At 34.1% G+C, this 24,435-nt stretch carries 25 protein-coding genes and 1 pseudogene; 15 read left to right on the forward strand and 11 right to left on the reverse strand.

Annotated features, from left to right (window positions below; genetic code table 11):
• The 5 genes and pseudogenes from AA089_RS19220 to AA089_RS19240 all read right to left on the reverse strand — a co-directional run.
• Window positions 1-540, reverse strand: a pseudogene (locus AA089_RS19220) (helix-hairpin-helix domain-containing protein); the annotation flags it as partial.
• Between the two features lie 78 nt (window positions 541-618).
• Window positions 619-2,208 (reverse strand): alanine/glycine:cation symporter family protein, encoded by a 1,590-nt coding sequence (locus AA089_RS19225; protein ID WP_046758627.1) that lies wholly within the window; start codon window positions 2,206-2,208, stop codon window positions 619-621.
• A gap of 115 nt (window positions 2,209-2,323) precedes the next feature.
• On the reverse strand, window positions 2,324-3,331 hold the full coding sequence (locus AA089_RS19230) for a potassium channel family protein (protein WP_046758628.1): 1,008 nt from the start codon (window positions 3,329-3,331) through the stop codon (window positions 2,324-2,326).
• A 7-nt stretch (window positions 3,332-3,338) separates the two neighbouring features.
• Window positions 3,339-3,566, reverse strand: a complete 228-nt coding sequence (locus AA089_RS19235) for a PspC family transcriptional regulator (RefSeq protein ID WP_046758629.1) — start codon at window positions 3,564-3,566, stop codon at window positions 3,339-3,341.
• A gap of 77 nt (window positions 3,567-3,643) precedes the next feature.
• Window positions 3,644-4,924, reverse strand: a complete 1,281-nt coding sequence (locus tag AA089_RS19240) for a DUF2851 family protein (RefSeq protein ID WP_046758630.1) — start codon at window positions 4,922-4,924, stop codon at window positions 3,644-3,646.
• 197 nt (window positions 4,925-5,121) lie between these two features.
• Here AA089_RS19240 and AA089_RS19245 point away from each other — a divergent pair, with 197 nt between their 5' ends.
• Complete coding sequence (locus AA089_RS19245) at window positions 5,122-5,937, forward strand: peroxiredoxin family protein (protein ID WP_046758631.1); 816 nt, start codon at window positions 5,122-5,124, stop codon at window positions 5,935-5,937.
• A gap of 4 nt (window positions 5,938-5,941) precedes the next feature.
• Here the strand turns inward: AA089_RS19245 and AA089_RS19250 are convergent, their stop codons facing one another.
• From AA089_RS19250 to AA089_RS19275, 6 genes are all read right to left on the reverse strand, one after another.
• The gene (locus tag AA089_RS19250; RefSeq protein WP_053002591.1) at window positions 5,942-6,337 is read right to left on the reverse strand and encodes a rhodanese-like domain-containing protein; all 396 of its coding nucleotides are present in this window, start codon (window positions 6,335-6,337) and stop codon (window positions 5,942-5,944) included.
• 10 nt (window positions 6,338-6,347) lie between these two features.
• On the reverse strand, window positions 6,348-6,659 hold the full coding sequence (locus AA089_RS19255; RefSeq protein WP_046758632.1) for a rhodanese-like domain-containing protein: 312 nt from the start codon (window positions 6,657-6,659) through the stop codon (window positions 6,348-6,350).
• A gap of 1,415 nt (window positions 6,660-8,074) precedes the next feature.
• Entirely contained in the window at window positions 8,075-8,749 is a 675-nt protein-coding gene (locus AA089_RS19260) for a thioredoxin family protein (RefSeq protein WP_046758633.1), read from the reverse strand.
• Window positions 8,750-8,758: 9 nt separating this feature from the next.
• The gene (locus AA089_RS19265; RefSeq protein WP_046758634.1) at window positions 8,759-9,310 is read right to left on the reverse strand and encodes a TlpA family protein disulfide reductase; all 552 of its coding nucleotides are present in this window, start codon (window positions 9,308-9,310) and stop codon (window positions 8,759-8,761) included.
• A 62-nt stretch (window positions 9,311-9,372) separates the two neighbouring features.
• The gene (locus tag AA089_RS19270; RefSeq protein ID WP_046758635.1) at window positions 9,373-10,563 is read right to left on the reverse strand and encodes a DUF1501 domain-containing protein; all 1,191 of its coding nucleotides are present in this window, start codon (window positions 10,561-10,563) and stop codon (window positions 9,373-9,375) included.
• A 214-nt stretch (window positions 10,564-10,777) separates the two neighbouring features.
• A complete protein-coding gene (locus AA089_RS19275) occupies window positions 10,778-12,151 on the reverse strand; it encodes a DUF1800 domain-containing protein (RefSeq protein WP_046758636.1) in 1,374 nt (457 codons plus the stop codon).
• Window positions 12,152-12,351: 200 nt separating this feature from the next.
• Here AA089_RS19275 and AA089_RS19280 point away from each other — a divergent pair, with 200 nt between their 5' ends.
• From AA089_RS19280 to rlmF, 14 genes are all read left to right on the forward strand, one after another.
• Window positions 12,352-12,804, forward strand: a complete 453-nt coding sequence (locus AA089_RS19280) for a MarR family winged helix-turn-helix transcriptional regulator (RefSeq protein WP_046758663.1) — start codon at window positions 12,352-12,354, stop codon at window positions 12,802-12,804.
• Between the two features lie 57 nt (window positions 12,805-12,861).
• On the forward strand, window positions 12,862-13,428 hold the full coding sequence (locus AA089_RS19285) for a YceI family protein (protein ID WP_046758637.1): 567 nt from the start codon (window positions 12,862-12,864) through the stop codon (window positions 13,426-13,428).
• Window positions 13,429-13,621: 193 nt separating this feature from the next.
• Window positions 13,622-15,016, forward strand: coding sequence for an anthranilate synthase component I family protein (locus AA089_RS19290; protein ID WP_046758638.1), 1,395 nt, complete (start codon window positions 13,622-13,624; stop codon window positions 15,014-15,016).
• 92 nt (window positions 15,017-15,108) lie between these two features.
• The gene (locus AA089_RS19295) at window positions 15,109-15,675 is read left to right on the forward strand and encodes an anthranilate synthase component II (protein ID WP_046758639.1); all 567 of its coding nucleotides are present in this window, start codon (window positions 15,109-15,111) and stop codon (window positions 15,673-15,675) included.
• Window positions 15,676-15,805: 130 nt separating this feature from the next.
• Window positions 15,806-16,798, forward strand: coding sequence for an anthranilate phosphoribosyltransferase (trpD, locus tag AA089_RS19300; RefSeq protein ID WP_046758640.1), 993 nt, complete (start codon window positions 15,806-15,808; stop codon window positions 16,796-16,798).
• Window positions 16,799-16,841: 43 nt separating this feature from the next.
• Entirely contained in the window at window positions 16,842-17,624 is a 783-nt protein-coding gene (trpC, locus tag AA089_RS19305; protein WP_046758641.1) for an indole-3-glycerol phosphate synthase TrpC, read from the forward strand.
• Window positions 17,625-17,686: 62 nt separating this feature from the next.
• Complete coding sequence (locus tag AA089_RS19310) at window positions 17,687-17,965, forward strand: GIY-YIG nuclease family protein (protein ID WP_046758642.1); 279 nt, start codon at window positions 17,687-17,689, stop codon at window positions 17,963-17,965.
• 169 nt (window positions 17,966-18,134) lie between these two features.
• Window positions 18,135-18,833 (forward strand): phosphoribosylanthranilate isomerase, encoded by a 699-nt coding sequence (locus AA089_RS19315; protein ID WP_046758643.1) that lies wholly within the window; start codon window positions 18,135-18,137, stop codon window positions 18,831-18,833.
• Window positions 18,834-18,877: 44 nt separating this feature from the next.
• On the forward strand, window positions 18,878-19,156 hold the full coding sequence (locus AA089_RS19320) for a GIY-YIG nuclease family protein (RefSeq protein WP_046758644.1): 279 nt from the start codon (window positions 18,878-18,880) through the stop codon (window positions 19,154-19,156).
• Window positions 19,157-19,317: 161 nt separating this feature from the next.
• Window positions 19,318-20,505, forward strand: coding sequence for a tryptophan synthase subunit beta (gene trpB, locus AA089_RS19325; protein ID WP_046758645.1), 1,188 nt, complete (start codon window positions 19,318-19,320; stop codon window positions 20,503-20,505).
• A gap of 46 nt (window positions 20,506-20,551) precedes the next feature.
• Window positions 20,552-20,836 carry a GIY-YIG nuclease family protein gene (locus AA089_RS19330; RefSeq protein WP_046758646.1) on the forward strand — a complete coding sequence of 95 codons (285 nt, stop codon included), beginning with the start codon at window positions 20,552-20,554 and terminating at the stop codon, window positions 20,834-20,836.
• Window positions 20,837-20,903: 67 nt separating this feature from the next.
• A complete protein-coding gene (trpA, locus tag AA089_RS19335) occupies window positions 20,904-21,665 on the forward strand; it encodes a tryptophan synthase subunit alpha (RefSeq protein ID WP_046758664.1) in 762 nt (253 codons plus the stop codon).
• Between the two features lie 45 nt (window positions 21,666-21,710).
• On the forward strand, window positions 21,711-23,510 hold the full coding sequence (locus AA089_RS19340; protein WP_046758647.1) for a DUF885 domain-containing protein: 1,800 nt from the start codon (window positions 21,711-21,713) through the stop codon (window positions 23,508-23,510).
• Entirely contained in the window at window positions 23,480-24,403 is a 924-nt protein-coding gene (rlmF, locus tag AA089_RS19345; RefSeq protein ID WP_046758648.1) for a 23S rRNA (adenine(1618)-N(6))-methyltransferase RlmF, read from the forward strand. The genes AA089_RS19340 and rlmF overlap by 31 nt, the downstream gene beginning before the upstream one ends.
• The last annotated feature ends 32 nt before the right edge of the window (window positions 24,404-24,435 follow it).

Raw genomic sequence — 24,435 nt, forward strand, 5'->3', positions numbered from 1 at the left:
TTCGCCAATTCCATATACTTTTCTGAGTTCTGCAACTGTTGCCAGATTGATGTCTATTTTTTTAACGGCTACTGCTTCTTTTTTAGAATATCCAGTTGAAGTATTTGGATACTTTTTCTTCTTTTTAGTGACCCATTCGGGGAATTTAAAATACGGTTGTAGTTTGTTGAGTAATGAATCTGAAACCTTCGTTACGCCTTGAAATTCTTTCGCAGAGTTAACATATTTATTGGTTTCCCGAAACTTGTGTAATCGGTCAATTTCTGCCGTAGACATTCCCAACGTAAAACCCTTATAATCGGAAATAAAGTTTGGATTGAACGGATAAATTTTAGGTTGCTTCTCTAACAATGCAATTGCCTTTAACGAATCAATATGTTCTTGATAAGCTATAAGTTGATGGTCTGTAAAAGGTACTGTCGTCGTCGTGGGATTTGTGTAAAAGTAGATTCCTTGTGCAATAAAAATTAGGAATAATATACACAAAATCCCACTCCGTTCTGCTGTTGCAAATTTGAAGTGAGATTTGATATTTTTCATGTTTCGATTGTTTTAGATGAATCGTTACATGAGTATTTTTGGGTTTATTATTCTATAATCAAAAAGTGATTTTTATGATTATTTTCCTTTGATAGCGTTCATATATCGTGTGAGTTCTTCTTTTACTTTTGGCGCTAATAATACCAATCCAATCATGTTTGGAACCATCATCGCAAATATCATGGCATCTGAGAATCCAATTACAGATCCTAAACTTGCCGCTGCACCAACAATTACGAACAAACAGAATACAATTTTATACGTATACTCTGCTCTTTTACTTCTTCCAAAAAGGTATGCCCAACCTTGGAAACCGTAATACGACCATGAAATCATTGTACTAAATGCAAATAATACTACGGCAACTGTTAATACATATGGGAACCAACTGATAACACTACCAAATGCTCCTGAAGTCATTAAAATAGCTTCTGCATCATTTGAAGGTCCACCACCAGCAGCTAAAGCTCCTGTAATGATTAATACGAGTGCTGTCATTGTACATACAACTACAGTATCAATAAATGGTTCTAATAAAGCCACCATTCCTTCACTTGCTGCATATTTTGTTTTTACTGCTGAATGCGCAATTGATGACGATCCAATACCTGCTTCATTAGAAAATGCTGCACGTCTAAATCCTTGAATTAACACACCAATAGCACCACCGGCAATTCCTTCAGGGCTAAATGCTCCATTGAATATTTGTGCAAATGCATCGCCTACCATTCCAATATTTGCAAAGATTACAAATAAAGAAGCAGCAACGTAAATAACCACCATAAATGGTACAATTTTGTCTGTTACTTTGGCAATTTTCTTAATTCCACCAATAATTACAATACCTACTAAAATAGACATTACTAAACCGAACAACCATCCTTTTCCGTGTAGAATCGATGCATCTCCTCCAGTAATATTTTCAACTAATTGAAAAGCTTGATTTACTTGGAACATGTTTCCACCACCAAATGAACCTCCAATTACGAAGATGGCAAATAATACTGCCAATACTTTTCCTAAGCCTTCTAAACCTTTAGACTTTAATCCTTTTGTAAGGTAGTACATTGGTCCACCATATACAGTTCCATCTTCTCCAATATCTCTGTATTTTACACCAAGTGTACATTCTACAAATTTAGATGCCATTCCTAATAATCCTGCAATGATCATCCAAAACGTTGCTCCTGCACCACCAATAGATACAGCAATAGCAACACCTGCAATGTTTCCTAAACCAACTGTTGCCGATAAGGCAGCCGTTAAAGCTTGGAAATGCGAAACTTCTCCTTCATGACCTTCAATAGCAATAGTTTCGATAGCATCGCCACCAGGCGTAGCATCTCCTGCTCCTACCATAGATTCATGATGATCAATATCGTCATATTTTCCTCTTACAATATTTACAGATGTAAAGAAACCTCTAAAGTTGATAAACTTAAAGTAAAATGTAAAGTACAAGGCTCCAAGAATTAATGGAAATAATACCCAAAATACTTTAATGTCATCTGTAAATGGAATTTGATAAAAGATAAAACTCACAAACCAGCCTGTCGCCCAGCCAAACCATGCATCGATTTGTTGATCGAGTCCTTTTTCGGCGACTTCTTGTCCAAAAGTTAGTATGGGTAATAAGATTGTAAATAATGATAGAAGATATTTCTTCATGATATAGTCTCAGTTAGTTAATATTTATTGTGTCCAATTTTATAAGCTAGCAAGATGCTAAAAAAAAATTGCTTAATCAAGTTTTAGCGCGTTAAATAAGATTTTTCGACACTTTCTATAAGTCGTATTTTTCTTTTAGTAATTCTATTTGTTCAGGACGACCTAACACAATTATTTTAGATTCTTTGGCGAGTTTTAGTTCTGCTTCAGGATTGATAATATATTCGCCATCAGGTGTTTTGTAACCAATTACAGTACAACCTGTTTCTCTTCGAAGATCCAATTCTTTGAGCGTGATTTCTTTTCCAGAAGTTGCCAAATCTTCCATTTTTATTTCCTCTACATTCGTAGTGTTATCGCCACTTATGGAAAGATTATCTATAAATTCTACCAAATCAGGAACTACTACTAAAGACGCCATATGTTCGCCGCCTATTTTGTCAGGCATAATCACATTGTCTGCTCCTGCAAGTTTTAGTTTTTTGTATGATGTTTCTTCCGAAGCTCTGCTGATAATCAGTAATTTTTCATTGATCTGACGTGCTGACAATACCACAAATAAATTATCTGCATCACTCGGAAGTGCGGTAATTAAACATTTTGCCTGTTCTATTCCAGCTCTCATTAACACTTCATCTTCACTGGCATTTCCTTCTACAAAGTATCCATCAAAATCCTCATAACGCTCAATGATGTCTCTATCCATTTCAATGATTACGAATTCTTGATTGTGTACAATTAATTTTTCAGCGGCTTGCTTTCCATTTCGTCCAAATCCACAAATAATGATATGATTTTCCATGCGCTTAATTTTTTTTAGAGTCGTACGTTTTATGATATTTTTTAAAGAACTTCTACTGAGTATGTACTCGGTTATAACCGAAATAGCATATGCAAATACAAAAACACTGATAATGATTAAGAATATAGTGAATATCTTTCCATTGTCATCCAAAGAAACTGTTTCTTCAAATCCAACGGTAGTGATCGTGATGATCGTCATGTACAAAGAATCTATCCAACTTGCATTGGACACCAATCTAAAACCTAGGGTTCCGACAACCAATACGAAGATGAGAAGAAATAAAGCTAGGTAAAATTTCGACTTGAAAAATCTATACATAATTCAATTATAAGTCAAATACTGAAGTTCGTTTGGTGTAAATTAAGTCTTTTAATCGCAATATAAATGCCAACGTAAGGTACAAGCCAAAACTCACACCCAAAGTAGCGAAGGTTACATAGACAAAAAATAAGCGTACGTTTTTTGCGCGCATTCCTAAACGTTCTGCCAATCGCGACAGGACACCAAAACCGTGTTTCTCAAAAAAGTATCGTAATTTATAGATGAATTTCATTTGTATTGCGTGTTTTACACATGTACTGCAAGATAAAGTTTTTTACAGAAACACTTCTTATCTTTTTTAAAAAGATATTACGATTGTAGCAATGCATTTCCAGTAACACATTGCAAACATTTCTGAATATCACAGTAGTTTTTCTTTAATTCTAACAATGCTTGTGTTTGCAACGCATTTTCGATGGAAATTTCTGTTGCTGCAAATTTTTGAATGATCGTATTTTTTTCAGGTTGAATCATTGTTAGCAACTCCAAAATAGACTCAATAGGCGATTTTCCAAGGTATTTTTCATAACAATATTTTAAAGGCAATATGGTATTAATCAACAACACATCTATAAAGTTTTTTGAAACTACTTTTTTTCGTTTGGGCGAACTTTTGTCAAACGTGTAATGCGTTTCCCAAAAAGTGGATGTTGGCACTTGCAATAAAGAATATATTTCAGTTAATGAAATGGACGCTATTAACTTTGAAAATAAAGCAGCTTCACGATGGTATAAAGTTGCCAATTGTGAAACGCGAATCGTTGGAAAATTTGCAGGTCGTGTTCTAAAAAATTGTATCGAAATGTGCGGATTTTTTTGATACTTAAATTTGTTTGCAATGTATTGAAATTCACGCTGTAAGTTTTCATGATAAACTTCCTGAGTATCTTCTTGCAGCAGCAATCCAAAACTACCAAATAGAAATGCTTCGAGCGAAATTTGATGGCTACGAAGCTTCCGAATGATTGAAAAATCAATGGTTTTTGAAGCGTTTAGGAATGCTTCACTATTCAATTTCAATCCGAAACCTTTTGCCAATAATTGAAACAAAACAGCTTCCCAATCGTAGTTTGTTTCTTTAACCAGTGTTTCTATTTCTGAGGCTTTTCGCGCCAAGCGTTCTATATATAAACGTTCGATCCAATTGCTAAATTGAAATTCTGATACCGCAGGAAAATCAGTTTCACAGTTAATCCACTTTTTTGGCGAATTGAGCAATTGTAGATATGCATGTGTTTGTGACAATTCCGTATATTTTTTTAGTTCTAATGTGGGCACAACAGAATTATCTTTGCGGTAAATGTCCATATCGTAATTCCAAACAACATGCAAAATGACGCTGTCATAATTTTTATCTTTTTCGTGATGATGTACAAACCAATCGGAAGCATTTACGTGCATTTCTACGTTTCCTGCCCAAAGTTGATTTCCTATGTGAATTTTCGCATTAAAAAAATCTGGACCTGCATACATATTTCGGGTTCCCAAACTTAAAATTTGAATGGTTTCGCCTTGTGCTGTTTCTAATTTTTGAAGTTGAAGTTTACTAAATTCCCAGAGGTAGTATAAAAAATCTTCGCGTACTTTCATATTGACAATTATTAATGATTAATAATTTCAATGAGGAGAGAGATTTAGTATTCTTTTGTAAGATTATTAATGTAAAAATACACTTTTTTATATTTTTTTCATACATTGTATCTAACATTTTTGAAAACCTACTTTAGTCTCGAATTTTTTTAATGAACTTCCCTAGCAAGTCTATTTTTATAGTTATTTTCCCAATCATGGCATTGATAGCTTTGGCAGATGGTATGATACATCTGTTTAAAGGTGCATTTTCAATACAACATTTTGGACATTTTATTACTGCGGGAAGTATTGTTTTTTTCTTCGCTAAAATTTTTATAAAACCAATTCCGCGAACAGATACGGTTTTAAAAAGCTACACATTTTTGGTATTTTTGGGCTGTATTTCCAGTTTTATATCGGGAAATTTGATTGGAGAAATTCATCTAACGTGCACAATTTTAAATTTCACACTTGTATTGGGCTGGGTTACCTATTTGGTTTGGTATTCGTATTTTCAGCATAGAAATGAAGAAGAAAATCACCTCCTAAATATTGGAAATAAGCTTCCATTATTAACGTTTGAAAATGCGCAAGGTGCTGTAGTTACAAGCGATCGTTTTGCGGGCACGCCCAGTATTTTTATGTTTTACAGAGGGAATTGGTGTCCGTTTTGCATGGCACAAATTCAAGAAATGGTCGACAATCATAAAGAACTTAGTGATAGAAATATCAATACCATTTTTATAAGTTCGCAACCACATAATTTTAGCAAAAAACTAACGGAAAAGCATTCTTTAGACTTTCAATTTTTAGTTGATGTTGAACATAAAGTTTCAAAGCAATTGCATATTTTCGATGAAAATGGATTGCCATTTGGATTCCAAATTTTTGGATTTTCATCTGACACAACACTGCCAACCGTAATTATTACCGATGCTGAAGAAAAGATTATTTACACCAATCAAACAGATCATTACAGAACTAGGCCAACGCCTTCTGAATTGCTCAAAGTGATTGATGTAAATAGTTAAAAAGTTATTCTACTGTGTAATTTTCTGCTTTCCAAGCTTTGATTCCGCCTTCCACATTGTAGCATTTTGTATATCCCAACTCGCGAAGTTTCACAACGGCTTTTGCACTTCTGCCGCCGCCTTTGCAATACACATAAACAGTTTCATCTTTTGAAATTTTTGACGTAGCTTTTGCTATAAAATCATCTTCAAAAAAATCAGCTTCCAATGCGTTTTCTGTTATTTTTCCCTGCGCAATTTCTTTAGGTGTTCGCACGTCTAAAACGGTAATTTGTTCGTTTTCCAATAACTCGTGAAGTTGTGCAACCGACACGTTATTTTCTTTAGGTCCATTGGAACATCCAAAAAATGACAATATAGAAGCTAAAAAGACTGAAAACATAAGCTTTGAAAGTTTCATAAAAGTAGTTTTAGTTTGTAGTATCGCCTTCCCATTCTGAAAATCCGCCCATTAAGTTGTACGTGTTTTCAAAACCTAAACTGTTCATCACAGCACATGCTTGTCCGCTTCGTCCGCCTGAACGACAGTATATATAGAAGTTTTTAGACTTGTCTAGTTTTTGAACTTCATCCATAAAACCTTGTCCTAAAAAGATATCAATATGTTTTGCATTTGGAATGTATCCTTCGTCTACTTCGTCTTGTGTACGAACATCAAGGATTACTGCATTTGTATCATTTGCAAGTTGTTCTTGCCATTCTTGCTGTGTTAAATCTGCCATAGCTTTTGTAAATAGTTGTTTATTGTTTGTTATTCGTTATTCGTTATTCGAAAATACTACTTGGTTCTTGGGTCTTGGTTCAAAGTTCAAGGTTCAAGGTTCAAAGTTAAAGGTTCAAGGTTCAAGGTTCAAGGTTCAAGGTTCAAGGTTCAAATTTAGATGATTTTAAACTTCGATATTTATTGTTTGTTATTCGATATTCGTTATTTGTTGAGTTGTTGAATGAAACACTTTTACATTTAGCATTTAGTGTTTAACATTTTTAATTTCTTTATTCGTTATTCGAAAATACTAATTGGGTCTTGGGTCTTGGGTCTTTGGTCTAGGTTCAAGGTTCAAGGTTCAAGATTCAAGGTTCAAGGTTCAAGGTTCAAGGTTCAAGGTTCAAGGTTCAAGGTTCAAAATTTAGATGATTTTAAACTTCAATATTCATTGTTTGTTATTCGATATTCGTTATTTGTTGATTTGTTGAATGAAACACTTTTACATTTTACATTTAGTGTTTTACATTTTTGATTTCGTTGTTTGTTGTTCGTTATTCGTTATTCGTTATTCGTTATTCGAAAATACTAATTGGTCTTGGGTCTTTGGTCTTTGGTCTTGGGTCTTGGGTCTTGGTTCAAGGTTCAAATTTAGATGATTTTAAACTTCGATATTCATTATTTGTTATTCGATATTAGCTATTTGTTGATTTGTTGATTTGTTGATTTGTTGAATGAAACACTTTTACATTTTACATTTAGTGTTTTACGTTTTTGATTTCTTTGTTCGTTATTCTAAAATACTAATTGGTCTTGGGTCTTGGGTCTTGGGTCTTGGGTCAAAGTTCAAAGTTCAAAGTTCAAAATTTAGATGATTTTAAACTTCGATATTTATTGTTTGTTATTCGATATTCGTTATTTGTTGAGTTGTTGAATTGTTGAATTGTTGAATTGTTGAATGAAAGAAACACTTTTACATTTTACATTTAGTGTTTTACATTTTTAATTTCTTTGTTCGTTGTTTGTTATTCATCATTCGTTATTCATCATTCGTTATTCGAAAATACTAATTGGTCTTGGGTCTTTGGTCTTGGTTCAAGGTTCAAGGTTCAAGGTTCAAAGTTCAAAGTTCAAAGTTCAAATTTAGATGATTTTAAACTTCGATATTTATTGTTTGTTATTCGATATTCGTTATTTGTTGAGTTGTTGAATGAAAGAAATACTTTTACATTTTACATTTTGTGTTTTACATTTTTAATTTCTTTATTCGTTGTTTTATTTTCAAAGTTAAACTTTTTCAGAATATTTCTTCCATAAAAAAACCGAAGTTGAACACTTCGGTTTTTTTGTAGGCAAAAGTTATGCCTTTGTTATTTTTAAGACAATACATTCAATTTTCAAATTATCAAATTGAATCATTCTCAAATTAAGTACTTATACTTTAATGGAGCAACCAATTGCTTTCGTCGTTTTTACCTCAACTTCTTTTCCTGCCAATAATGCATCAACTGCATCTTCTACATAACGTTTTGTGACTGCAGCAGCATCTTTATGATTGTTGTCAATAGCGCCAATATATTTTACTTGATTTCCTTTTGGTGTTTTTGCAATTACATACATGTGTGGCGTACGTGTTGCGCCAAATACTGGATATACTTTTTGTCCATCATCAAAAATATATGGAAATGTAAATCCTTTTTCTTTTGCACGTACTTGCATTGCTTCAAAACTATCATCTGGTCGTGCTTCTGGACTATTTGGATTGATCGCAATTACAGGATATCCTTGACTTGCATACTTCTTGTCGAGTTCAATTAATCTGTCTTCATACGCTACAGAATACGGACACGTGTTGCAAGTAAATGTGATAATAAATCCTTTAGCGTCTTTGTAATCGGCCATAGAAACCATTTTTCCATCTACATTTTTCAGAGAGAAATCTTTTACGATATCTCCAACTTGGTAACCGTTTGCTACTTCTTTTTTCGGTGTTGAAACGTTTTCAGCAACCGTTTGTGTTTTTGCGTCTGTAGTATCTTCTTTCTTTTTATCCTTACATGAAAAGGTCATAAAAAGTATGGCTACTACTGCTAATTTTAGTGTTTTCATTTTGCGGGTTTATTGGTTTATAAAATTTCTAAGTTCACTTTCTAATTCTGCTTTTGTAAAGGAATGTTCATAAAATTTACGCTTCCCTTTTCCATAAATTACCGTTGCCGGAATTGCGCCAGACCAGTCTTTGGACACTTTCGGAATCCAAGCATTTTGATCAGGATCATCTAACAAAACTTTTTCAGATTTTAATTCGTTTTTTGCCAAAAATGTATTCAATTTCTTGAGATTGAAATCTAAACTAACTAACAATACTTTGACGTTTTTGTCTTTGTATTCTTCGTTTACCGCTTCAAAATATGGCAATTCTTTCACGCAAGGCGCACACCACGTTGCCCAAAAGTTGACTACATGAATGTTATCATCTTCTATTTGAAGATACTTTTCAAACTCTTCAAAATTTAAAACTGGAATTTCTGACGTTGAAGTTTCAGGTTGTGTGGTTGCGTTGGTTTCTTTGTCAACACTTGTATCAGCTATAACAGCTGGTGATTTTGTTTCGTTTTTGCACGAAAAAATTACGAGACAAAGAATGATAAAAATACTTTTTTGTAGCATGGTTATAGTTTTCAGTATAAAAATACGAAAAGTAGCTTTGATGAACCTTTCTTTAACATAATTTAAACAATATTCAATCCTGAAAATGACTTGTTAATTACCTTTTTAGCATCAATGTCTAGCCAATTGTTTAATACGGATGCGTAAATTTTTCTGAAATCTACATCGTATATCAAATCGCCATTGGCGTCTAAGTTTGTCAAATTGGGCATCGGATTGTAAAAACCTTGTTTCTTCAATTGACTTCCAATGAGAAATACTTGATTTGCCGTTCCATGATCGGTTCCATTGGCTGCATTTTGTTGCACACGACGTCCAAATTCTGAAAAGGTTAAAATTAAGGTGTCTTTAAACGAATCTTGTTGTTTCAAATCTTTTATAAACGCTGCCATGGCTTCATCGTACACTTTTAGCAATCGCTTTTGTTTGTTGGCTTGATTGGCATGTGTGTCAAATCCGCCAAGCGATGTATAATATACTTTTGTTTGCAATCCTGAATTGATAAATTGTGCAACTTGCTTGAGTTGTTTTGAAAATTTATTATTCGGATAGGTCGTTTTTGAAGTGTACGTTTTTGAGGTTTCGTAAATGTACTTTGCAGAAGAAGAAGCGGTAACCATGGTTTTGTACAAATAACCCAAATTATGCTCGCTCAAATGCGCATCATCATGATGTGAAACTACTTTTTTGAAATATGGCGCTTGCGTTGTTTTGTAAAAGATATTGGGATCTTTTGTGGCAATTCCGTCTGTTAGTTCTCCTTTTAAAGCCAATGATAACGTATCATCAACTTCAATGGCGTCTAACGATTTACTTTTGGAAACATCTAAGTAACGACCAATCCAACCCGATTGTAAATATTCGTCTGCATCGCTTGCGGTTTGCCAAATATCCGTTGCTCTAAAATGTGAACGATTTGGATTTGGATAACCAACATTGTTGATGACACACAATTCTCCGTTGTTGTATAAATTACTGTGCGCAACGAGACTTTCATGAAACGCGATTTCATCTGTAATTCCGATCAAGTTACTTTTTTGATGTGCTAAAGATGGACGTTTTTTATAATAAATATCATTTCGAAACGGCACAATTGTATTTAAACCATCATTTCCACCCGAAAGTTGAATGATCACTAACTTTTTTCCAGTCGCAACGGCTTCATCAAGCAAGTTAAAGCCTGATAAAAATTTTGGCAACAATAACGCTGTACTTGCCAAAGATGTCCGTTTTAAAAAATCTCTTCTCTTCATACTATTTATTTTGTATTCCCGTGTAGACGGGAATCTCACTTAAACACTCTTTTTATCCAAAAACTTATTTTGTGAGATTATCTGGAAAGTTTAAAAAGTCGTCATTCTGAACTTGATTCAGAATCTCATTATATTAATTTACAATGATGATGAGAAACCGAATCAAGTTCGGTTTGATGAGACTTTGACTTTTCAAATACCTACTATTATTCACTTAACACAATTGATATTCAGGCAACGACATTAGTTGAATGCAATATTCTTTAATGTCTTCTTTTTCTAATTTCTCTAAATATTCCTGTGTTCCTTTATTTATAGGACTTACCAATAGTGTTTTTTGTAATTGTTGCAACGATACAGTTTTATTTGCAGCCGTAAATGTTTGCCAATCGGCTTTCACTTTTAGTCTTCGTTGTCGATTTTGTCGTGCGTTGAGTCGTTGAAAATCGTCTTCAAATTCTCCTTTTTCATCCAACGAAATGACACCATTTGCTAACAAAACAGAAGGCAATCGAAGTCGTAACATCATGGTATTCGGATTGATCCAATTGCGTCCGCCTTTCCAACCTGCTACATTTGGCGGAAACAGTAAATGCTGTCCTAATAATTTTTGTAGATAAATTAATTCACGCTTTTTTTCAAACTGCATCGGAACTACTTTATGCACACCAACTAAGAATTCCATTGGCGATTTTATCTTTGTTCCAATGTTTTTTTTATCGTAAAACCAATCTGATAGTAATACGAAACGCATCAAGTTTTCAATATCGTACTCTTTGTAAAATAGTTCAGTCATTTCACGTACGTGAGCATCGTTAATTTGATCATTTACAAAGTATGTATATATTTTTTCACAGATAAATTGCGCACATTGTTTTTGTTTTAGGATGATTTCAATAATGTCTGAACCATCAAAATTTCCTGTTTCTCCAAAAAAGGTTTTATTTCCAGTATCATGCTGAAATCTGCGGAAGCGAAAATTTCCTTTCAAATCATGATTCCATCCCGTAAAAGCACGTGCCGCTTCTTTGATATCTTTTTCAGAATACTGATCGCGTCCAAGCGTAAACAATTCCATCAACTCACGCGCAAAATTTTCATTCGGTTTTTGCTTGCGATTTTGTTTTGTGTTTAAATATTTTATCATGGAAGCTTCTTTGGAAATGGCAATAACAAAATCTTTAAAATTGCCAAGCGCATGTTTGCGAAGCGTATTATTGTATTGTTGAATATGAAGAATATTTTTATCGTGACACACAAAATGATTTGCCCAAAAAAGCGTCATTTTTTCACGTAATAATTGGTTTGAAGTGCCTAAGCGAGCTATCCAAGCGCTGTTGAGCTCGTGTACTTTTTTAGCACTTTCTTTTATGAGTGAACGCACTTTTTTACGATCACGCATTTTTATAACTTCTAATGTTGACAACAACTCAGAAATGTCAATCGTTAATGACGTAAACGTATCTGAATCACTGAAAATTTTATTGACAATCGCTTCCCTAGATTTGTTTTCCAACGCAGTAGCTTCCGCATAAGAAATTCCAAATCCTACTCTATGATACAAATGCACAATTTCTTGTAAAGTCATGACAAACTGTTTGTAAGTATGACTGTTAAACGTGTAAAAAGTTTAATTTGGTATGTGAAGTAGTATTGAATTGTTAGTATTGAGTAGTGAGATGAGTTCTAATATTCCAAAATATCTTTTAATGAAATTTTAACACTTCTCTACTTTTCTGTTTGCAAAATAACATTACATTTGTATATACAAATATTGTACATACAATTATGAAATTACAAGATGTTTTAAAAAGTGATGTTGCCTTGCCATTGGCAAAACGAACAGCGTTGAATTTTATGATTACGAATACTTCGTTTTCTGAAAAATTCTTAGACTTTTTTAAACAGTACGATATTTCTACACAGCAATTTAATGTGTTGCGAATTTTGAGAGGTCAAAAAGGGAAACCTGCAAACTTAGCTACAATTCAAGAACGCATGATTCACAAGAACAGTAATACGACACGATTGATTGATAAGTTGCTTGTAAAAGGTTTTGTAAAACGTACTATTTGTCCTGAAAACAGAAGAAAAGTAGAAATTGTAATTACCGAAAGTGGATTGTATTTGTTAGAAACCATTGATCCGAAACTAAACGAATTAGAAGAAAAAGCGATTCAGCCACTTACCACAGCAGAAGCCGAAACACTCAATATATTATTAGAAAAATTAAGAGGTTAGCAATCCTTGTAAAATTGTGAAACAAAACAAAATCGACATAAATTAAACAACAAGAAAATGAAAACACGTATTTTAACATTAGTAGTCTTATTTATAGTTGCAACGGTTACCACAGCGTTTGCACAAGACAAAAAAATTAATGTAGAAAAAAGCTCCATCAACTGGACAGGTTACAAAGTTACAGGACAACACGAAGGAACAATTGATTTTAAAGAAGGAACATTAAACTTCAAAAATGGAAAATTAGTGGGCGGAACATTTATTATTGACATGACCACAATTAATACCATAGATTTGTCAGGAGATAGCAAAAAAAGTCTTGATGGACACTTAAAATCTGATGATTTCTTTGATACAACAAAATATCCAGAAGCTGTTTTGAAATTTAGAAAAGTAGTTGAAACGGACGATAATCTATACAGAGTTGCAGCAAACTTAACCATTAAAGGAAATACTTCGCCAATAACATTTGACATTGAGTTGGAAGAAGATATCGCTGAAGCTGGATTGAAAATAGATCGTACAAAATTTGGAATCAAATACAAATCAGCTTCATTTATTGATGGATTAAAAGACAAAGCCATCAAGGATGAATTTGATTTAAATGTTACATTAAAATTCTAAAAAAACTTTTTATTTTCAGAATGCATTCTTTATATTTGTTGAAACAATAAAAATGAACACAAATTTAGTAAATACTTGGTGGTGGAACTTACGAACTTCAACAATCGTGAGCTAAGTCCCTATTTACTATTAATAGATATATAAAAAGACTTGTCAATCACGACAAGTCTTTTTTTTTGAAACAAACTGAACTATGTATTCTTTAAAAACAACCTACAAAAAAATTCTGGCAGATACCATTACGCCAGTAAGCGTATATCTCAAAATCCGAGATAAATATCCAAATAGCTTATTGCTCGAAAGTAGTGATTATCACGCGAGTGGAAACAGTTTCTCCTATGTATGTTGCAATCCTATTGCGAGTATTAAAGTAGAAAATGAAACGCTTACGCGCGAATTTCCAAATGGAGAAAAAAATCAGCTTGCCATTGATGCTACAACTGATGTTCCTGCCTTAATCCATGAATTTTCACAACAGTTTGAAACGGATAAAAACGATTTCAAATTTATCAACAATGGTTTGTTTGGTTACATTGCGTACGACGCTGTTCGGTATTTTGAAGATGTAGAAATTGCTAAAAAAGAACAAACACTTGATATTCCAGATATTTATTATGCCGTTTATCAAAATATCATTGCGTTCAATCATTTTAAAAATGAAGCGTATATATTTTCACATTGTTATGAAAAAGATGATAATATTGCTACAATTGAACATTTACTAAGTTCTAAAAACTTTACGACATATAATTTCAAAATTGATGGCGAACGCACGTCAAATTTAGATGACGAGCAGTTCAAACAAAATGTGGCTTTAGCCAAAAAACATTGTTACCGTGGCGACGTATTTCAGTTGGTGTTATCAAGAAGATTCATTCAAAAATTCAAAGGAGATGAATTCAATGTATATCGTGCATTACGAAGCATCAATCCTTCTCCTTATTTATTCTATTTCGACTATGGCGATTTCAAAATTTTTGGATCTTCGCCAGAAGCACAATTGGTTGTTCAAGACAATCACACCGAAATTCATCCAATTGCTGGAACTTTCAAACGTACTGGAAATGATGAAGAAGATGCCGCTTCCGCGAAAAAACTATTTGACGATCCAAAGGAAAATGCAGAACATGTCATGTTGGTCGATTTAGCGCGAAACGATTTAAGCAGAAACGGAAATCAAGTAAAAGTAGAAACCTACAAAGAGTTGCAATTCTTTTCGCATGTCATTCATTTAGTATCCAAAGTAACGGCGCAAAAACATAAAAACGCCTTAACCATGCAGGTTGTAGCTGATACATTTCCAGCAGGAACACTAAGTGGCGCACCAAAACACAAAGCCATGCAACTCATTGAAAAATATGAAACATCAAACCGTGACTTTTATGGTGGCGCTATCGGTTTTATGGACTTTGACGGAAACTTCAATCACGCGATTATGATCAGAACATTTCTAAGTAAAAACCATAAATTACATTACCAAGCTGGCGCAGGAATTGTAGCAAAATCATCCGAAGAAAACGAAAATCAGGAAGTGTATAATAAGTTAAGAGCATTGAATACAGCGTTGGAAATAGCAGAAACAATATAAGAAGAAGTGAGATATGAGAATTGAGTAGTGAGATTTAAAATAAAACGCGTCTCAATTCTCAATACTAACATCTCAATACTAAATAAAAAGAAATGAAAAAAATACTAGTCATAGATAATTACGACAGTTTCACCTACAATCTTGTACACTATTTAGAAGATTTAGACTGTGATGTTACCGTAAAACGAAACGACCAACTTACACTTGAAGAAGTTGACGATTATGAAAAAATCATTCTTTCGCCAGGACCAGGAATTCCTGATGAAGCAGGTTTGCTAAAAGCAATTATTGCCGAATATGCACCAACGAAAAGCATCTTAGGTGTGTGTTTGGGACAACAAGCTATCGGAGAAGTATTTGGCGGTTCGTTATCAAATCTATCGGAAGTCTATCATGGAGTTGCCACGAAAGTGGAAGTTTCTGTGGAAGATGAATCCTTATTCAATGGTTTGCCAAAATCTTTTGATGTCGGACGTTATCATTCTTGGATTGTTGCCAGTCCATTACCCGAAAGTTTGGAAGCAACTTCTTTTGATGAAAACGGACAAATCATGTCGCTTCGTCACAAAGAATTCGATGTTCGCGGTGTGCAATATCATCCAGAATCTGTGTTAACACCACATGGAAAGCAAATTTTAGAAAATTGGGTTGGTAAATAGACATTAGATGTGAGAATTGAGTAATGAGACTTCAAATAAAACGTCATTGCGAGGTAACAGCAGAAGCAATCTGTTTCTTAAAAAACTATCTCAATACTCAAGACTAAAACCTCAATACTTTATAAAAAACATGAAAAAACTATTAAATAGACTCATCAATCACGAAAGCATCTCGGAAGCAGAAGCTAAACAGGTAATTGTCAATATGTCAAAAGACATGTACAATCCGAGTCAAATTGCTTCTTTCCTAACGGTTTTCATGATGCGAAGCGTAACCATTGAAGAACTCAAAGGTTTCCGCGATGCATTACTCGAACTCTGTATTCCTGTAGATTTATCTGCTTATAACGCTATAGATTTATGTGGAACTGGCGGCGATGGAAAAGACACATTCAACATTTCAACCTTAGCTTCGTTCATTACGGCTGGCGCCGATGTAAAAGTTGCCAAACACGGAAACTACGGAGTTTCGTCGGTAAGTGGTTCATCCAATGTCATGGAACATTTAGGCATAAAATTTACAAACGATACAGACTTTCTAGAAAAATGTATTGACAAAGCAGGAATCTGTGTATTGCATGCGCCTTTATTTCATCCAGCTATGAAAAATGTAGCGCCAATTCGTAGAGAACTCGGTGTAAAAACATTCTTCAACATGTTGGGTCCGATGGTAAATCCGTCGTTTCCGAAAAATCAAATGGTTGGTGTTTTCAACTTAGAATTGGCAAGAATGTATGGCTATTTATATCAAAATACAGATAAAAACTATACCATTTTACACGCATTAGATGGTTACGATGAAATATCCTTAACAGGACCAACAAAAGCAATCAGAAACAACTCAGAAGAAATGTTAACTCCTGAAGATTTTGGCGTTCCGCAACACACACAAGCTTCTATTTATGGTGGAGATTCTGTCGCTTCGGCTGCTGAAATCTTCACAAACATCTTAGCAGGAAAAGGAACAGATCCACAAAACAATGTAGTTTGTGCCAATGCAGGAATGGCAATTGCTACCGTAAAAGGTTTAGAAGCCAAAGAAGGTTTCGAAATTGCCAAAGAATCCTTGCAATCTGGAAAAGCGTTGGAAGTATTGAAGAAGTTGCAGGAATTGAGTAAATAATAAGAGGTTCCCGATTTCTCGGGAATAAAAATTGAAAATTTTTATGACCATTTTAGATAAAATCATAGCAGACAAATACAAAGAAGTTGCACTTAAAAAAAGTATCATTCCGATTTCGCAATTGGAAGCTTCTGTGCTATTTGAGCGTGAAACTGTTTCATTAGCAAACGCTTTACGCAAAAGTAATACAGGAATTATTGCCGAATTTAAAAGACGCTCGCCTTCCAAAAGTGTCATCAATCAAAATGCAAGTGTGGAAGATGTTGCCAAAGGATACGAACATGCTGGTGTTTGCGGAATGTCTGTCTTAACCGATGGAAAATACTTTGGCGGATCATTAGACGATGTGTTACTAGCAAGAGCGAGTGCGCAATTGCCAATTCTTAGAAAAGAATTCATCATTGACGAATATCAAATTCTAGAAGCAAAAGCACATGGCACAGATGTCATTTTATTAATTGCAGCAGTATTGACACGAGAAGAAATTAAAACACTTTCAGAAACAGCAAAAAGTTTAGACTTAGATGTTCTGTTGGAAGTTCACAATTTGGAAGAATTGCAAAAATCCATCATGCCATCATTAGACATGTTAGGTGTAAATAACAGAAACTTAAAAACCTTTGAAGTCAGCACGGATATCAGTAAAGAATTATCAACGCATATTCCTGATGACTTTGTAAAAGTTTCAGAAAGTGGTATTAGTTCTGTTGAAGCGATCAACGAGTTGAAACCTTTTGGGTATCAAGGTTTTTTAATTGGAGAAAACTTTATGAAAACTGAAAATCCAGGTAAAAGTGCGTTGGAGTTTATTAGAGAATTGAGTTGAAAGTTAATCAAAACGTCGTCATGCTGAACTCGATTCAGTATTGATTCAGCATCGCATATGAAATGAAAAAAAGTTATATATACATACTCACGAATACATATAGAACTACTTTCTACATTGGCATTACGGCAGATTTAAAAAATAGAATAATTTCTCATGCAGATGGAAAAGGTTCTGAATTCACAAAAAAATATAACGTAACTGATTTAGTGTATTACGAAGAATTTTTAGATATAAATCAAGCGATTGCTAGAGAAAAACAATTAAAAAACTGGAAAAGAGATTGGAAAATCGAATTAATAAAGAAATTGAATCCATCATTGGAAACAATTAATCTATAAAACAAAGGCTATGAGATCCTGAATCAAGTTCAGGATGACGCAAATTAGCGCAGAACGTCATGCTGAACCATGTACTGAACTAGATTGAGTATTGATTCAGCATCACACAAGAAATGAAAAAAATAAACAGATTCCTGCCTACACAGGAATAATAAATAAGTACCAAACTATGAAACTCAAAATATGTGGAATGAAATACGAAGACAATATGACGGCTGTAAGCAACTTACAACCTGATTATTTGGGCTTTATATTCTACAAAAAATCATCACGTTATTTTGATACGGTTATTCCTGAAATTCCCAAAGAGATCAAAAAAACTGGTGTTTTTGTAAATGCTTCTGTTGAAGAAATCGTAAACAAGATAAAATTACACGATTTACAAGCCATACAATTACATGGAAGTGAAAATCCTGAGTTTTGTAAAGAGTTAAAGGAAAAGTGTCACATCGAGCGCAGTCGAGATGCAACTGATGAAATGCTGAATCAAGTAAAGCATGATAATTTCAACGAACGAAACTCGTCTGTGGAAATCATCAAAGTATTCTCTATAAAAGATGAATTTGATTTTTCTGTGTTAAAAGAATACGAAGAAGTTGTTGACTATTTCTTATTTGATACGAAAGGAAAATTACCTGGCGGAAACGGTGTTACGTTCGATTGGAAAGTATTGGAAAACTATCCATCTACAAAACCATTCTTTTTAAGTGGCGGAATTGGTTTGGAAACTATCACAAAATTGAATGATTTTATGAAAAGTAACGCGTCAAAATACTGTTATGCTTTAGATGTAAATAGTAAATTTGAAATTGTTCCAGGATTGAAGAATATTGAACTACTAAAAGAGTTTAAACAAAAAAATATATAGAAAATAATTCGTCATGCTGAACTTGATTCAGCATCACACAAGAAATGAAAAAAAGTTATATATACATACTCACGAATACATATAGAACTACATTTTATATTGGCGTAACAACTGATTTAAAAAAAAGAATAAATGATCATGCAGCTGGAGTAGGTTCTAAGTTTACAAAAAAGTATAATGTAATCGATTTGATATATTATGAAGAGTTTTTAGACGTTAACCAAGCAATTTCAAGAGAAAAACAATTGAAGAGTTGGAAAAGAGATTGGAAAATTGATTTAATAAAAAAATTAAACCCAACTCTAGAAACAATTCTATACTAAAAGAAAAAGATTATGAGAGCCTGAATCAAGTTCAGGCTGACGTAAGTAACAATATTTTATACAGTACGTCAGTCATGCTGAACTCGATTCAGCATCACACTAGAAATAAAGGAAATGAAATAATTAAAATAGATTCCCGCATACGCGAAAAAACAAAGACTATGAAAAAGACTTATCACGTTAACGAAAAAGGATATTACGGCACATTTGGCGGCGCGTACATTCCTGAAATGTTATATCCGAATGTAGAAGAATTACGCCAAAAATATTTGGAAATTATGTATGAAGATTCTTTTCAAAAAGAATTCAAACAATTACTGAAAGACTATGTTGGTCGTCCTTCTCCTCTATTTTATGCCAAACGTTTATCTGAAAAATACAATACAAAAATTTACCTAAAACGTGAAGATTTAAACCATACAGGCGCGCACAAAGTAAACAACACGATTGGGCAAATTTTGATGGCAAAACGTTTGGGTAAAACGAGAATTATTGCTGAAACGGGCGCTGGACAACACGGCGTAGCCACCGCAACCGTTTGTGCCTTAATGGGCATGGAATGTATTGTGTATATGGGCGAAATTGACATTGCACGACAAGCACCAAATGTAGCACGTATGAAAATGTTAGGCGCAGAAGTTCGTGCGGCACTATCTGGAAGTAGAACCTTGAAAGATGCTACAAACGAAGCCATTCGCGATTGGATTAGCAATCCTGTAGATACGCATTATATCATTGGTTCTGTGGTTGGACCACATCCGTATCCAGATATGGTCGCACGTTTTCAAGCTGTAATTTCTGAGGAAATGGAATGGCAATTACAAGAAAAAGAAGGTCGTTCGTATCCAGATCATGTCATTGCATGTGTTGGTGGCGGAAGCAATGCAGCTGGCGCTTTTTATCAATATTTAGATGACGAACGCGTCAATTTGATTGCTGTTGAAGCGGCTGGAAAAGGAATCCATTCTGGCGAAAGTGCTGCAACTTCGGTATTAGGCGAAGACGGCATTATTCACGGAAGTAGAACCTTATTAATGCAAACCAAAGACGGACAAATTACAGAGCCGTATTCTATTTCGGCTGGTTTAGATTATCCTGGTGTCGGACCCATGCACGCACATTTATATGATAGTAAACGTGCCGAATTCATCTCTATTACAGATGACGAAGCCATGACCGCTGGTTTAGAGTTATCACAATTAGAAGGCATTATTCCTGCCATTGAAACGTCGCATGCATTAGCTGTTTTTGAACAACGAAAATTCAAAGCAGACGAAATTGTAATCTTGAATTTATCAGGTCGTGGCGACAAGGATTTGAATACGTATATTGATTATTTTAAATTATAACTGAATCATTTTGTATTCCTGCGTAGGCAGGAATCTTATAAAAAACATGGATACGCATTACGTTTACATACTAACAAACAAAAGTCATACAGTTTTATATATTGGTAGAACAAATCAATTAAAGAGAAGATTATATCAACATAAGAATAATGGAATACGGACTTTTACAGGAAAATATAATGTACACAAGCTTGTATATTTTGAAACTACCAAATATGTAAACAATGCTATCCAAAGAGAACGACAATTGAAGAAATGGAAACGTGAATGGAAAATTAATTTAATTAATGGATTAAATCCTGATTGGAAAGATCTTTCAGAATATGTCTAGATGTACGTTTTTATGAAATGAAAAAGAAGATTCCTGCCTTCGCAGGAATGCAAAAAATATGAATACCATGAATAGAATAAACCAAAAATTACAAGAAGATAAAAAGTTACTTTCCATATATTTCACAGCAGGTTATCCAAGTTTGAATGATACGGTTGGCGTGATTGAAGAATTGGAAAAAAATGGTGTCGATATGATCGAAATTGGCTTACCATTTAGCGATCCGTTAGCAGATGGACCAACGATTCAAGCGAGTTCTACCCAAGCATTGGAAAACGGAATGACGAGTCAAATTTTATTTGATCAGCTAAAAGATATTCGTAAAACCGTTTCTATTCCATTGATAATAATGGGGTATTTAAATCCAATGATGCAATATGGAATTGAAGCGTTTTGTAAAAAATGTCAAGAAGTCGGAATTGACGGATTAATTATTCCAAATATGCCCGTTGCCGTGTATCATGAGCAGTTTCAAGCTATTTTTGAAAAATATGGATTGATCAATGTGTTTCTAATTACACCGCAAACGTCTGAGGAACGCATCCGATTTATCGATAGCATTTCTAACGGATTTATTTACATGGTGAGTTCGGCAGGAACCACAGGAGCAAAAAGTAGTTTTGGTACTACACAAGCCGATTATTTCGATAGAATTGGCACCATGAATTTAAAAAATCCGCAAATTGTCGGTTTCGGAATTTCCAACCGAGAAACCTTCAATCAGGCAACAAAAAAAGCAAAAGGCGCTATTATAGGAAGTGCTTTCATCAAACATTTGACTAAAAACGGAACAAAAACAATTGCCGATTTCGTTTCACAAATTCTGTAAGCTAAAAAGTAGTACTTTTAAACATTCATTAATCAAACTCACCAAATGAAGAAATACATTTATATTTTCTCAATCTTTCTAGTAGCGTTCATTTCTTGTGAAGACGAGAAGAAAAATAACGAAACGGAAACTGCAAAATCAACACAAAATTTTGCTGAATTTTTAGATAGTTATTATCAAAAAGGACTTGAATTGAATCCGTTGAATGCAACCTTTGCAGGAATAAACACGTACAACGATCAGTTTCCGAATTTCTTATCTGACGAACATCATGAAAAGATGAAAGCGCATTATGCATCATTTAAAGAAGAACTTACAAACTTTGAAGATGCTTCGCTTTCTGAAAGTGAACAATTGAGTAAAGAAATTTTACGTTGGGATTGTGACATGAATTTAAGACAACTGAGTTTTAAAAATGATCGCTTATTGCCATTAAATCAAATGTGGACATTGAATTTAGTGGTGGGACAATTGGCAAGTGGCGCAAGTGCACAACCGTTTAAAACTGTTGCAGATTACAACAATTGGCTGCAACGTTTGGAAGGATATAACATTTGGTTACAAACGGCGAAAGAACGCATGCAAGAAGGAATTCAAGAAGAATTTGTATTGCCAAAATCGTTGATAAAAAAAGTAATTCCACAATTTGAAGTATTAGCTTCAAAAGATGTTGAAAACCATTTATTTTATTCGCCAATCAAAAACTTTCCGACAGATTTTTCAGATGACGATAAAAAACAATTGACAGCTTCGTATACAAAAATGCTAACGGAAAAATTGATTCCTTCTTTTAATGACGTGTATCAATTTTTAAAAGGCGATTATTTAAAAGCTGGTCGTGAAAGTAGCGGAATTGCAGCACTTCCACATGGAGAAGCCTATTACAATCATTCCATAAAAAATTACACAACTACAAACATGACTGCGGATGAAATTCACGAGCTAGGTTTGAAAGAAGTAGCACGAATTTTAGCAGAAATGGAAAAAGTAAAAACACAAGTTGGTTTTAAAGGAGATATCAAAGCATTTTTCAATTTTGTGCGAGAAAATAAAGAATTGATGCCTTATACAGAACCGCAACAGATTATTGACAATTTCAATGCGATTCATGATAAAATGAAGCCTCAAATAGAAAAACTGTTTGATGTAAAACCAAAAACACCTTTTGAAGTTCGTCGTACGGAAGCGTTTAGAGAAGCTTCTGCAAGTGCTGAATACAATCCAGGTTCGTTAGACGGAACACGTCCGGGAATTTTCTACACACCAATTCCTAACGCTTCAACATACAATGTATTTTCAGATGAAGCCTTATTTTTACACGAAGCAATTCCAGGACATCATTATCAAATTTCCTTAACACAAGAAAACGAGGATTTACCTGCGTTTCGAAAAACACTTTGGTACAGCGCATACGGCGAAGGTTGGGCATTGTACACAGAATCCTTAGGAAAAGAATTAGGTTTATACACAGATCCGTATCAATATTTTGGAATGTTGGGCATGGAAATGCACCGTGCGATTCGTTTGGTAGTTGACACAGGATTGCACGCAAAAGGTTGGACGCGCGAAGAAGCCATAGCATATTCGTTGAATAATGAAGCAGAAAGTGAAGCAAGCATTATTTCTGAAATCGAACGTTATATGGCAATGCCGGGACAAGCATTATCTTATAAAATTGGACAATTAAAAATTCGTGAGTTGCGTGCTAAAGCGGAGCAGGAATTAGGCGATAAATTTGACATTAGAGCATTTCACAATCAAGTATTGAGTACAGGTTGTATTCCATTACAATTGCTTGAAGATAAAATCAACGCATGGATTCAAAACGTAAAAAGCGCTCAGTAGCAACTTCAAAATTACATCCGCTTAACAAACATCAAGGACGTTATGATTTTGATCAATTGACAAAAATATGTCCTGAATTGAAACCATTTGTTGCATTTAACAAATTTGGCGATGAATCTATCAACTTTTTTGATCCGAAAGCTGTTAAAATGCTCAATAAAGCATTGTTGAAGCAGTATTATCAAATTGAATTTTGGGACATTCCTGATGGCTATTTGTGTCCGCCAATTCCTGGCAGAGCAGATTACATTCATCATTTGGCAACTTTATTATCTGAATCTAATCAGAATGAAATCCCGAAAGGAAAACATATTACGTGTTTAGATATTGGAACTGGTGCAAATTTGGTGTATCCCATTATTGGAACACAGGAATACGGTTGGACATTTATTGCTTCTGATATTGATAAAGTTTCCATTGAAAATACACAGCACATTATTTCAAAAAATGAAGTTTTAAAAGATCGCATTGAAATTCGACAACAGGAAAATCCGAATCAAATATTTAAAGGAATTATTCAGCAAGACGATCAAATAACTGTGACACTTTGCAATCCGCCATTTCATCGATCTGCCAAACAAGCACAAGAAGGCACATTGCGTAAATTACAGAATTTAAAAGGTACTACAAATGTAACAACTGAACTTAATTTTGGTGGACAAGCAAATGAATTGTGGTGTAAAGGTGGCGAAAAGAAGTTTATTAAAAATATGATTCAGGAAAGTAAACAGTTTGCCAAACAATGTACGTGGTTTACAACCTTAGTTTCTAAAAAAGACAATCTTCCAGCAATGTATGATGCGCTAAAACGTGTCAACGCCACAACGGTAAAAACTATCCCGATGGGACAAGGAAATAAAGTGAGTCGGATTTTGGCTTGGCGTTTTTCGTAAAGAAAAGATAAAAGATCGCTACGCTGTTAAAT

It is taken from the genome of Kordia jejudonensis, assembly GCF_001005315.1.
GTDB lineage: Bacteria > Bacteroidota > Bacteroidia > Flavobacteriales > Flavobacteriaceae > Kordia > Kordia jejudonensis.